10 protein-coding genes are annotated in these 12,527 nt (G+C 63.1%); 3 read left to right on the top strand and 7 right to left on the bottom strand.

Features of this window, described 5'->3' with window-relative positions; translation table 11 throughout:
* Positions 1–196 precede the first annotated feature (196 nt).
* The 5 genes from P0D84_RS09160 to P0D84_RS09140 form a co-directional block, all read right to left on the bottom strand.
* On the bottom strand, positions 197–1,186 hold the full coding sequence (locus P0D84_RS09160; RefSeq protein ID WP_408335142.1) for an ABC transporter substrate-binding protein: 990 nt from the start codon (positions 1,184–1,186) through the stop codon (positions 197–199).
* Between the two features lie 107 nt (positions 1,187–1,293).
* Positions 1,294–1,998, bottom strand: coding sequence for a class II aldolase/adducin family protein (locus P0D84_RS09155; protein ID WP_408335139.1), 705 nt, complete (start codon positions 1,996–1,998; stop codon positions 1,294–1,296).
* A gap of 92 nt (positions 1,999–2,090) precedes the next feature.
* A complete protein-coding gene (locus P0D84_RS09150; protein ID WP_408335136.1) occupies positions 2,091–3,194 on the bottom strand; it encodes a Bug family tripartite tricarboxylate transporter substrate binding protein in 1,104 nt (367 codons plus the stop codon).
* 88 nt (positions 3,195–3,282) lie between these two features.
* Positions 3,283–5,457 carry a tripartite tricarboxylate transporter permease gene (locus P0D84_RS09145; protein WP_408335133.1) on the bottom strand — a complete coding sequence of 725 codons (2,175 nt, stop codon included), beginning with the start codon at positions 5,455–5,457 and terminating at the stop codon, positions 3,283–3,285.
* 218 nt (positions 5,458–5,675) lie between these two features.
* Positions 5,676–6,914, bottom strand: a complete 1,239-nt coding sequence (locus P0D84_RS09140) for a Rieske 2Fe-2S domain-containing protein (RefSeq protein ID WP_408335130.1) — start codon at positions 6,912–6,914, stop codon at positions 5,676–5,678.
* 351 nt (positions 6,915–7,265) lie between these two features.
* On the opposite strand from P0D84_RS09140, the gene P0D84_RS09135 reads away from it, so the two are divergent.
* The 3 genes from P0D84_RS09135 to P0D84_RS09125 are packed head-to-tail and all read left to right on the top strand — an operon-like array spanning position 7,266 to position 10,165.
* Positions 7,266–7,841, top strand: a complete 576-nt coding sequence (locus P0D84_RS09135) for a MarR family winged helix-turn-helix transcriptional regulator (protein WP_408335127.1) — start codon at positions 7,266–7,268, stop codon at positions 7,839–7,841.
* Complete coding sequence (locus tag P0D84_RS09130; RefSeq protein WP_408335124.1) at positions 7,838–9,052, top strand: Gfo/Idh/MocA family oxidoreductase; 1,215 nt, start codon at positions 7,838–7,840, stop codon at positions 9,050–9,052. Before P0D84_RS09135 ends, P0D84_RS09130 begins: the two co-directional genes overlap by 4 nt.
* A gap of 54 nt (positions 9,053–9,106) precedes the next feature.
* Complete coding sequence (locus tag P0D84_RS09125) at positions 9,107–10,165, top strand: PDR/VanB family oxidoreductase (protein ID WP_408335121.1); 1,059 nt, start codon at positions 9,107–9,109, stop codon at positions 10,163–10,165.
* Between the two features lie 84 nt (positions 10,166–10,249).
* Here P0D84_RS09125 and P0D84_RS09120 read toward each other — a convergent pair whose 3' ends face one another.
* Together P0D84_RS09120 and P0D84_RS09115 are read right to left on the bottom strand one after the other, a co-directional pair.
* Positions 10,250–11,278, bottom strand: coding sequence for a 2Fe-2S iron-sulfur cluster-binding protein (locus tag P0D84_RS09120; RefSeq protein WP_408335118.1), 1,029 nt, complete (start codon positions 11,276–11,278; stop codon positions 10,250–10,252).
* Between the two features lie 24 nt (positions 11,279–11,302).
* Entirely contained in the window at positions 11,303–12,115 is an 813-nt protein-coding gene (locus P0D84_RS09115) for an IclR family transcriptional regulator (RefSeq protein WP_408335116.1), read from the bottom strand.
* Between the last annotated feature and the right edge of the window lie 412 nt (positions 12,116–12,527).

Below are 12,527 nucleotides of genomic sequence, written 5' to 3'. Positions count from 1 at the left end.
TCGACCCTCGTTGAGCACAGCGAGGTGCTCCAACCGCGCTGCCTGCAGCGGCTCGCCTCACCATCCGAGCCAACCCTCACCCCGCCCCGCAACCATGCGCCAGATCGGATTCAGACGGGATGATTCTGGCAAAACGTCGTGACCGGCGCGACGGGAGCGCAGCCTTTCGCCCGTCCCGGTCCGCGTGATCGGCTCTTCAGATCCTGGCCGTTTCGTAAGTCGCCGGATGGAAGATTTCCTCAACCGACAACAGGCGCTTCGACAGACCCTGCGAATGGTGATGGCGCAGGAACGTCTCGAGCGTATTGCGGTTGGCAGGCACACCGTACGGCCAGTGATCGTTGCCGAGCAACTCGCGGGCCGCCTTCAACTGCTCTTCGACGAAGGGCAGCGTCACTTTGGTGGCCGACGTATCGGACAGCTTGTCGAGCGCAATCTGTTTCGATTGTTCGAACGCTTTCAGCACGGCGGCCGGCAGCCACGGATGCGCTTCGGCCAGTGTCTTGCGAATGCCGACCACGTGCATGATCGGGAACACCTGTGTGCGGCGGTAGTAATCCTTCGCGGCCTCGGTCGGATCGGGGAACAGCCAGCCGACGTTCGGGTTCTTGCCGGCGCACGCGGGCGGGCGCGGCGCCATGAACGCGTCGATGTCGCCGCGATCGAGCATCGCCGAAATCGTGTCGTCCTCGGGCGCGGCCTCGACACGGACGTCGGGCGGCAACTGCAGCTTGATCTTCTCCGGCCGGCCCGGCTCGTCGATGCCGCCGCGCACCCACGTGACGTCTTCCGGCTTCACGCCGAAATCGTCTTCGAGGATCGCGCGCGCCCACACGTTGGCGGTCAGTTGGTATTCAGGCAGGCCGATCCGTTTGCCCTTCAGGTCTTCCGGACGTTTGATGCGATCGGTGCGCACATAGATCGACGTATGACGGAACGCGCGCGACAGGAATACCGGCACCGCGATATACGGGCAGGTGCCTTCCGAGAACTTCACGGTATAGCTGGAGAACGACAGTTCGCTGATGTCGAACTCTTCATTACGGAACGCACGAAAGAACATTTCTTCGGGCGAGAGCGTCATGAAGACAGGATCGACGCCGTCCATCTGGACCTGACCGGAGATCAGCGGTCGGGTGCGGTCGTAATCGCCGGTGGCAATGGAGAGATTGAGTTTTCCGTTCATGATGGCCTGGCTGACGGGTAAAAGAAGTGAGTAAATAAGAAAGTAAAAAATGCAGTTCGGCGCAATACGGATCGCCCGCTGCGCCGGAAGCTGAAGCGCCGCCCGTTTCAATGCACGAGTGTGCGATGAACCTTGCGCCGCAGGAATTCGAAGTTGACGGCGAACTGCTCGGGGCGCGTCACGGTCTCGTGCAGCCGCTTGATGTCTTCGTCCGAAAAGCCTTCGCCCACGCCGCCCGCCGCCTGCGTGAGCAACTGGATCTGGCAGGCGCTTTCGAGCAGCAGCGCGAGCACGACCGACTCCTCGATCGAACGCCCGGTGACGGCGACACCGTGATTGCGCATCAGCACCGCCTTGCATGGGCCGAGCGCACGCGCGACACCGGAGCCCATGTCCTGGGTGCGGATCAGATTCATCGTGTCGGTGTAGTAAGGCACGCCGTCGGCGAAATGGCAGCTCGGCTGACTGATCATCCGCAGCGGCTGGCCGGTCGCGGAGAGCGCGACCGCATGCGTGGGATGCGAGTGGATCACGCTCATCACGTCGGGACGGGCCCTGAAAATCTCCGAATGAATGAACACCTCGCTATGACGCCGTCCCGCGCCGCCCACCTTCTCACCGTCGAGATTGCACACGACGATGTTCTCCACCGTGATCTCGTCGAAACCGTGGCTATGCGGTTTCATGAAGAAGTGAGCCGGGTCGCCCGGTACGCGGATCGACACGTGGCCGCGCGTCAGGTCGCCCTGGCCCTCGGCTTCGAGAATACGGCCGGCGTCGATCAGTTTCTGTTTGGCTTCGTCTGCGTTCATGGTGTGCTTGCGCCTTTTCAAGGAAGGTGGCGGCCTCGTCGCTTACCGATCGATTAGCGATCGGTTACCGATTAACGGGCGCCGCCGGGAGATCAGAATCGTCCACCCACAGCGGCCTTGGCTTTCGACAGCAGCGCCGGCGGGGTTTTATATAGTTCGTCGAGCAACTGGTCGATACGCTCGGGCGGCACGGGCCGCACTTCGAGACCGAGGCTCTTCGCTTCGGCGAGGAATGCCGGGTCTTTCATGGTCTGTGCGAACGCGGTGCGCAACGCGGCTGCACGTTCAGGCGGCAGGCCCGGCGGTGCCGCAAACGGGCGGGCGAACGCCTGGCTCGCCACGATCACCTTCAGCACCTGACGGGTTTCGTCGTTCGGCGCGAGGTCGATCAGAAGCGGCACGTTCGGCAGATCAGGATGCTTTTCGAGTGCCACCTGCACGAGGATGTTGATCTTCTTGTCCTTGATCCAGTCAGGATGACGAACCAGAATCGTGCTCCACGAGGTGCCGCATTCGCCGTCGATTTCGCCGCGCTCCATCGCAAGCGCGGTTTCGTTGCTGCCGGGATAGCCCGTGACCAGCTGGATTTTCGCGTTGAACAGTGTCTTGATCGTTGACGCCATCACGTCGGGATCGGAGCCTGCGCCCTGCCCGCCCATGCGCGAATCTTTCGTGATCAGGTCCTGAAACGTCTTGATCTTCGAGGTCTTCCACGTGAGGCACAGGCTGACGTCGTTATTGATGCTGCCGAGCCATGTCAGCTTGCGCGCATCGAAATTCGCTTCGCCGAGCAGCGGCTCCTCCGGCATCGTGCGGCCGAAGGTGCCGAACGTGGAGCCGTCTTTCGGCGCCACGCTGTACAGGTAGTTGATCGCTTTCAGGCTACCGGCACCGGGCATACTCTGCGGTGTGATCGTCGGCTTGCCCGGCAGATAGTTGCCGATGTATTTGGCCAGCAACCGCGCGTACATGTCGTAGCCGCCGCCGACCGAATAACCGATCGTCAGATTGACCGTGCGGCCGCTATAGAAACTCTGCGCGGCTTCCGCCGCATAGCCGCTTGCCGGTAAGTAACAGGCGGCCGACAACAGCGCAAAGGCGGCGGCACCCGCCGCACGCAATTGGCGGCGTGGCCAGCGCGAGCTTGAGCCGCATTGCGGTGGCGATCGGAACGACCGCGGCAGAAAAATCTTCATGGTGTGTCTCCGTCGATATCGGCCGATTGCGCCGCGAATCCGCTGCGCCGGCACCGTTGTGTGAAGCTCGTTGGCATGCCCGGTCTGCTCATATCAGGCCTCCGAGGCCTCGCAGCGCCGGCACGAAATCGCCCAGCAACGACGGCGGCCAGGGCGTCGCAAAGATCAGGTCGAACACGAGCCATAACGCCACCGTCATCGCGACCGACAACAGCAACGCATTGCGCCAGCGTTCGCCGAACTCGAAGTGCGCGAGCAGCAGCATCATCAGAAACAGCGCGGGCAACAGGCCGATCAGATACGCGAGACCCAGTGCGCCGCCAATCGCGAGGAAGAAGCGAAAGCCGCGTGCGCGAACCGTCGACATCGGCAGCGTGGGCGCGCCGAAACGATCGTCGTCGAGCGCCTCCAGCGGACCACGCACTGCGACGGAGGCTGCCGCCGCCATACGGTTCAAGGCGAGATCCCGGCGCGGCTCGACGGCCAGGCGCCGCGGCAACGGCTGGGCATGCGCATGCATGGCGGCGGCCGTCGCGGGTACGGCCGTGGTCGGCATGAATTCGTGGGTCGGTGAATCATGCGCACTGACCTGATTGATCAGCACCAGACAGGAGAAGAACAGCGCGGCGCAGGCAGCGGTCATCGGCATCAGCTTCGCGCCGAAGGCCCAATCCGACGCGGTCCAGATGGCCGCGACCACCGCGACGATCAACGCAATCGTGAAGAGCGAGTGATGGTCGAGCCGTTTGATCCGGAAATGCAGACCCGATCCGAGCCGCCCCTGCTTCACGGCGCGCCGCAGACCCTTGAGGGTCGGTCCGAGCACCACCCACAGCGCCGCGAGCAGCACGCCGATCACGATCGGCCGCGTGAACAGTTTGACGCCGTAAATCTCGCTCGAAATGAAGTAATAGCGCTCGAAAATGCTGCCGAGCACGAGCCCGAGAATCAGCGGCGGCCGCGGCCAGTTCAACCGCTTCATCACCCAGCCGACGAAACCGAACAGCACCATCGAGCACAGGTCACCCCAACTCTGGCTCGCATTGAACGCACCGAGAAAGATGATGCCGAGCACGAGCGGAATCAGCACGCCGACGCGCACCGTCGCGAGTCTGGAGAATAAGCCGCTGCCGAACAGGCAGATCACCGCGCCCATGATGTGCGAAATGGTGAGCGTCCAGATGATCGCGTAGGTCACGTCCAGATGCTTGGTCAGCATCTCCGGGCCCGGCGTAAAGCCATGCATGATGAATGCGCTCAGCAGCAACGCCATCGACGCGCCGGCCGGCATGCCGAACGCGATCGTCGGAATCAGATGGCCGCCTTCCTTGGCGTTGTTCGAACTCTCGGACGCGATGACGCCGCGAATGTCGCCCTTGCCGAAGTTCTCGGTATTCTTCTCGGTGCGGATCGCGTGGCCATAGGCCATCCAGTCGATCACCGCCGAGCCGAGGCCCGGCACCGCGCCCAGCAATGCACCGAGGCCGCTGCAGCGGAGCACCAGCCACCAGTTGCGCCCCGCATCGCGAACCCCGTCCCACTGGCTGCTCGGCTTGCCGTGCACCGCGCCGTCGGCACGCGAGATGCCGGTGCGTTCGATCGCCATCTCGGCCAGTTCAGGCAGCGCGAAAATGCCGAGCGTGACCGGCACGAGCGGCAAGTGGTCCCACAGGTAGAGCGATCCAAACGTCCAGCGCAGCATGCCGGTCTGCGGGTCCGAGCCGATCAACGAAAGCATCAGGCCGAACGACGCCACCGCCAACCCCTTGATCGGCGCCTTGCCGCTCAGCACCGCCACCATCGACAGACCGAAGATGCACAACGCGAGCAGTTCCGCCGAACCGATATACAGCACGACAATGCGCAACACAGGAATCGTCACGGCCAGCAGCAACGCGCCGAACACGCCGCCCGCGAGCGACGACGCATAGCCCGCGCCGAACGCGCGCCGCGCTTCTCCGCGTCTCGCCAACGGATGGCCATCGAGCACGGTCGCGGCCGCGCCGACCGTGCCGGGCACGCCGAACAGCACGGCGGGGATGAAGTCGGAGACCGTTGTCACGGCGGCCATGCCGAGCAGCAGCGCGAACGCGGTATAGCCGTCGAGGTGATAGGTAAACGGAATCAGCAGTGCCAGCCCGACGATCCCGCCGAGACCCGGCACGACACCGAGTGCGAGTCCGAGGACCACGCCGCCCAGCATGATCGCGAGGCGCAGCGGATCGAGGATCATCGTCAGCGCATGAAACGCGGCCGCACCCATCAGCACACCCTTCTGTCAGTCAGATTTCGCGCCACCACGCCACGTTTCGTATCCACGGGTTGTCTCCGGTTCGCGTCCGTGTGGGCTCGTTTGGGTCCTCGGACTGTATTCGGGGTATTGCGTCCGCGCCTGCCACCCGTCGGTCTGACTGCCTGCATGTATGCAGGCGAAAGTAGACGAGTCACGGCGCGGTGGGCATCCACATCCGCTACGCGCGGCTACTCGTAAATCGCCACGAGATCCCCGGCGATCGGCGAATACTTCGCGTGGGTGCGCAGCATGAAACTCGCGAAGCCGTCGCTGTTGTGATGTTTCTTGCGTTCGTTGGGCAAATCGATACGTTCGTTACGCGACACATCACGCACGATCCCCATCGGATCCTCGCCCTGCTCGACCTTTTTCATTTCCCGGCGCAGCACGCGCCGATAGAGCGCGACGCCCTGGTCGGTGGCGCCGAGATTCTCACGCGTGCGATCGGCCACCGTGCCTTGCGTGATCCACGCCATCATGTCCTGACCGTCGACGTTATCGACGATGAAATCGCCGTGCTCGTCCCTGAACGGCACGTCGTACACGTGCACACGCTCCTGGAGATGTTTCGGCACCTCGGCGTCTTGCGGTGGGATATACGCGTTGTACCAAAGGTGCAGCGTCTGTTCGTCGTCGACCGGCACGCGGATCTGGAACGAGTAATAGCGCGACGCCTCGTCGCCGTTGCCGACGGCCAGCATGTTCGGAAACACGATCGGGTGCCCGATGCGCCAGTCGTCGGAATCCTCGGAATGCCCGGCCAGCAGCCGATGTTTCGTGATGCCGAACTCGAATTCATTGAACGCGATCTTTTCGTGTTTCGCGCTGATCGCCACCTTGATGCCTTCCTGTTCCTTCTGGAATTCATAGTGATGACCATGCAGCCACTCGGTGTGAATCGGATCGAGCGAGTTCTCCATGATCTGCAGCCAGTTGATCGGCAACAGCGCGCGGCCCATCATCCGGATCGCCCCCGGTGCGATGAAGCCGTCGAAACGTGGCAACAGCGGGCGCGGTTCCGGGCCCATGTAGGCGAACAGCAGACCGCCCAATTCTTCGACGGGATAAGCGTCGGTGGCGACCTTGTCGCGGAACGCGCAGTTGTCCGGCTCGTTCGGCTGGCTCAGGCACTTGCCCTCCACGCTGAATTCCCAGCCGTGATACGGGCAACGAATGCCCTCTTCGGTCGGAATGCCGTGAGCGAACGACGCACGCCGATGCGGGCACTGCTCAGCGATCAAGCCGAGCTGCCCCTGACGGTTCCTGAAAAGCACCAGGTCTTCGCCAAGCAGGCGCACGCGTTTGGTCCAGCGATTCTCGAGTTCGACCGCGGCGCCGATCGGCTGCCAGTAGCGGCGCATCAGGTTGCCCATTGGCGTGCCCGGTCCAACGCGCGTTAAGGTTTCGTTCTGTTCAGCCGTCAGCATGGTTTTTGCGTCCCCAGGTTTTCAATGACGTCGGTTGATGATTCGACGGCGCACCGGCCCGGCCCTGATCTGTCGTGCAGCCCGTCGGTTGGCGCATTCGCTTTCCAAATCATCTTATACTTAGTCATCTAAGTTTAAATAATGGAAAACACTGATGTGACCTTGCGCGCGCTTCGGCAATTCCTCGTCAAGTCCACTGGCAAAAGGTTTTACGGCTTAAAATGCAGCTGTTTCACGGGTGGCCCCGCAACTGCCGCGCGCTCAAAAGACGGGACGTTGTTGACAACACAAACTTAGTTGGCTAATTTAAAAAACGCATGGTCACACACATGCCACGACAAAGGTGAATGCATGAGCAAGAGTGAAAAATCCACACGCGACCCACTGCCGGGCACCCTCCAGCATTGGCGTGAAGCGCTGCCCGAAGAACGGATGGCGCACCTCGTCAAGGACACCACGCGTGGATTCTCACGTTCGCTCCAGGCGCGGCTGCGCGAACATGCGGTGCAATACGGGCACTGGACGTTTCTGCGCATCCTCTGGCAAACCGACGGACTCACCCAACGCCAGTTGAGCGAGCAGGCGGGTGTGGCCGAGCCCACCACGTTCTCCGCGCTGAAGACCATGGAAGCACTCGGATATGTGACGCGCCAGAAACTGCCCGATAACCGCAAGCAGGTGCGCATCTTTCTGACACCTAAGGGCACGAGCCTGCGCGCGCTGCTGGTGCCCGCCGCCGTGGAGGTGAATCGCATCGCGCTGTCGGGCATCTCGGCCGATGACATTGCCGCCACGCGCCGCACCTTGCTCGCGATGATGGAAAACCTCGCGGGCGATCCGTTCTTTATGAACCGCGCGAATGCCGAATCGTTGAATGGCGAAAGCGGTCTGGGCATCGGCGACGACGCCGCGAGCGACGCACCATGAAAACCACGGGCGCTGGCACCGAACGGCCGATCCGTATCGGGATCGTGGGTTTCGGCACGGCCGGCCGTGCGTTCGTGCCCGCCATTGCCGCGCATCCCGGCTTCGATCTCACGGCCATCGTGGACCCCGCGCAAGCCGTGCGGCGCGCGGCCGTCGACGAATTCGGCTTCGCTGCGTATGACACCCTCGACGCGCTGCTCGAGCATGCCGAGGTCGACGCGATCTACGTCGCGTCGCCGACCACGCTGCATCGCGAACATGTGCTGCTCGCCTGCGCTGCCCGCAAACATGTGCTCGTCGAAAAGCCGATGGCCGCCAATCTTGCCGACGCGCAAGCAATGGTCGTCGCCGCCGAAAGCGCCAAGGTCGTGCTGCTCGTCGGTCACTCGCACAGCTACGATCTGCCGATTCACGCGATGCGCGAGCTGATCGACGCAGGCGAGCTGGGCCGCGTGCAAATGGTCAACACCTGGTGCTTCACCGACTGGCTGTACCGGCCGCGGCGTGCCGACGAACTGGACGCGCGCCAGGGCGGCGGCGTCACCCTGCGGCAGGGATCGCATCAATTCGACATCATCCGGCTGCTGTGTGGCGGCGCCGCGCGCAGCGTGCGGGCGAAAACTTTCGACTGGGATCCGCAGCGCAGCGCAATCGGTGCGCATACGGTATTCATCGATTTCGCGGACGGCGCCGCGGCCACCGCGATCTACAACGGCTACGGCCGTTTCTCCAGCACCGAACTGTGTGAAGGCGTCGGCGAGTGGGGCTTCAGGAGCGCGGGGCGTCCCGCCGCCGACCGCAGCGCCGGCGCCGGCACCGCAGCCAGACAGGTCCGCACGCCCGAAGAAGAATTGCTCGCGAAGCAGGCCCGCGCGAAACACGCGATTCCGGGCGATGCACCCTGGCAGCCGTTCTTCGGTCTCACGATCGTCAGTTGCGAGCGCGGCGAAATCCGCCAGTCGCCGCACGGCCTGATCGTCTACACCGATAGCGGCCGCGCCGATCTGCCCTTGCCTACAGGCGGCTCGCCCCGCTCGCGCGTGATGGCCGAGTTCCACGACGCGATCAGCGGACGCCGCGCGGCGCTGCACGACGGCGCCTGGGGTCTCGCCAATCTCGAAGTCTGCGAGGCGGCGATCGCGTCGTCGGCGAGCGGCCGCGATGTCGATCTCAAACACCAGGTCCCGCTGAACAGAAGCGTCAGCGTGTGAGCGCAAACGTGCCGGATTTTCCCAAAGGCGGCAGTAACGACTGTCCGATTGAAGATGACCGCTACCTTGATACAACCTTTCTTCGCCGACGAGCGTGCGACTAACGACGCTTGCACACCCTTGTTGCAGCAACCCGCTCGCCACGACGCGGCGAACCGGTTGTCGCTCGATGTCACGGCGAGAACCGAAATCGCCGAAGACATTGTTCTGTTCGAGTTGCAGGCACCGGATCGCGCCACGCTGCCCATCTTCTCGCCCGGCGCGCATGTACTGGTCCGCACACCGGCAGGCAGCGAGCGCCGCTATTCGCTGTGCAATGCGCCGGCTGAACGCGATCGCTATGTGATCGCGGTCAAGCTCGACGCAGGCGGTCGCGGCGGCTCGGCCAGCATGGTGGGCGATGTGCGGGTCGGCACACGGCTCGAGGTGGCGCCGCCCGAAAACTACTTCCCGTTGACGGACAGCGCGTCCAGCTATTTGCTGATCGCGGGCGGCATCGGCATCACGCCTTTGCGCGCGATGATCGCCGAACTCGACGCACGCAATGCCGATTACCGCCTGTTGTATTGCACCCGCACGCCGGAATCCACGGCGTTTCTCGATGAGCTGGCAACGCCCGAACTTGCCGCGCGTGTCACCGTGCATCACGACTACGGCGAGCGCGAGCGCTCGGTGGCGCTCGCGCCGTTTCTCGCGGCACGCGCAGGCAATACACATCTCTATTGCTGCGGACCGCGTCCGCTGATGCAGGCGGTGCGCGAGGCTGCTTCGCACTGGCCGTCGTCTGCCGTGCACTTTGAAGATTTCGGCACCAGCGAATTCGCCGGCGCCCACGGCGAACCTTCGGGCGAAAAAACGTTCACCGTCAGGCTCGCGCGCAGCGGCGGGTGTGTGAGCGTGCAGCCGGGACAAACGATTCTCGACGCGCTGCGCGCCCACGGCATCGATACGCCGAGTTCGTGTGAAGCGGGCACCTGCGGTTCGTGCCGTACGCGGCTGATTGCCGGCGAGGTCGAACACCGGGACTTCGTGCTCGACGAAGACGAGTACGACAGCGCGATCATGATCTGCGTGTCGCGAGCGCGCTCCGACGAGATCGTGCTGGATATCTGAAGTCGACGGACGGCGCGCGCCATCGAGCGGCGCGCCCGTCAGGGCACAGTGAGTTGCCATCGGTCGAGCGGCGCAGCTAAGCGCTCAATAGAACTGGTCGAAGTGAACCTGTTCGAACGGCACTTTACGAGCCAGCAGTGTGCGCTGGATCGCCATGCCCATCGCGGGCGGCCCGGCGAAATAGATTTCCATGTCGCGCAGCCGGTCGCCGAACAGCGAGTCGGCGAGGTCGTGGACGTAGCCCACGTGGCCGGTCCACGGTTCGCAGGCGTGTTCTGGTGTGTCGTCCGAGATCGCGGCCTCGAAGTGCAGGCGCTCATCGAAGCCCGGCAATTGCGCGAGCATGTCGCGGCCGCATACATCGCGCGCCGTTCTGCCGCCGTACAGGAAGTGCAGTTTGATATTCGCGAGTGAAGGATCCGCGGCCACACCACGCGCAATCGAGATCATCGGCGCGAGGCCCGAGCCGCCTGCAACGCAGAGTACGTCGCGCGGCACGGCGCGCCTGAGATAAGCCATGCCGTACGGTCCGTCGATGTCGATCCGCGCGCCGGATTCGAGCGTGTCGAACAGCACGGCGCTGCCCTGCCCGTTCGGCACACGGCGCACCTGGAAATGCAGGATGCGTGGTTGGTCGGCGATATTGCTCATCGAGTACGCACGCACGCCCGCGACGCCCGGCAGCTCGAGCAGCGCGTACTGGCCCGGTTCGAATTGCATGTCGGCGGACAGTTCGAAGCAGAACTCGTGGATGTCGTGCGTGATCGGACGGCGCCCGGTCAGCGTGCCGGTGACGCGGCGCGGCGCGTGAATCGGCGCGTAATGCGCCGCCGGACGCAGTTTGATGGTGCAGTCGCCGCGCGGCGAGCACTGGCAACCGAGGTAACGGTTGCGCGCGCGGTCTTTATCGGTCCATGCCGGTGCTTGCTGCCATTTGACGTCGACTGCGCCTTCGAGCAGTTCGAACTTGCAGTTGCCGCATGCGCCGACGTTGCATTCATAGGGAAACGCAATGCCCGCCCGCAATGCTGAGCGCAACAGCGTGTCCTGCTGGTCGCAGTTGAACGAGAGGTCGGAACCCGCGAGAGTGATGCGATGCGCAACGTCGGACATACTGTTCCCTTCATCAGATTGGCGTCATATCGGCGGCCGGTACCCCAACGTCGACGAGATACCTTCAGCCGCATTCAACAGGTGCGGCACGCATGCGCGCAGCGCCTTCCTGGTCAACCGCTGCGACGGGCCACCGACCCCCACCGCCGCCACCACCGCGCCGCTCAGGTCGCGCACCGGCGCCGCGATGCCGCGCATGCCCAACTCCGATTCTTCGTCGTCGATCGAATAGTTCTCGCGACGCACTTTTTCAAGCGTTTTCAGGAACGCCTGCGTATCGGTGTTCGTATTCGGCGTGCGCGCGACAAGACCGGCCTTCAGCACTCGCGCGACTACGTCGGGCGGGCGGAATGCGACCAGCACCTGGCCTTCGGCGGTGCAGAACGCCGGCTTGCGCACCCCGATGTACGAGCGCATGCGGATCGCCTGGTCGCTCTCCAGGTTGAACAGATAAACGATGCTGGTGTCGTCGAGTACCGCAAGGTGCACCGTTTCGCCCGTGTGTTCGCGCAGCACGTGCAGAAAGGGCACGGCCTGCTTCGACACGTCGATCCGGCGGCGCACCAGTGCACCCAACGTGAACAGCTGGATGCCGAGCCGGTAACGGCCGTTCTCCTCGTTCTGCTCCAGCAGGCCCTCGGAAACCAGCGTAGTGGCAAGACGATGAACCGTGCTCTTTGCAAGGCCCATGCGCTTCGCCAGATTGCTGATGCCGATCTCCGGCTCCTGCTCGGAAAATACCTTCAGTACGCGAATCGCCGCCGCCACCGACGACAACCGCCCGTCTCCCGCATCACCTTTTTCTTCCGGTATTGCTTGCGTTTCGGCACTTGTCATGGACTATACCCCAGTCTTTTAATTTGGAACAACGTTCCTTATAAAGGAACGATAACGTGTGCGGAGAAGAGTGCAGGTTCTGACCGAACACCCCTGGACACCCATTCCCGCCTTGCACTACCGACATGATATCCGGACCTCAAGCCTATGCGCGACAAGGCATTTACGGATGCGACGGCAATCATGACAGAGCGCCCCTGCAAGCAGGGATTACTGCGATGGGCTGCGCTCGCGTTCCATATACAACGCTATCGTTCCATCTGGCGTAACAACCAATACAACATGAGTAGATACCCTGAATGGCTTTTTCTTGACTTAGGTTCCTAAACAAAGCCACACTCCTTACATCGCTCTTCGTGGACCGGCGTTCCACATAAAAGAACGATATAAAAGATTCAGCCTAAGCATCTGC

The sequence above is a fragment of the Paraburkholderia sp. RL17-337-BIB-A genome (assembly GCF_046025895.1).
GTDB lineage: Bacteria > Pseudomonadota > Gammaproteobacteria > Burkholderiales > Burkholderiaceae > Paraburkholderia > Paraburkholderia fungorum_C.
Note: the sequence above shows the minus strand (reverse complement) of the source record. Positions and strands in the feature narration are given on the sequence as shown.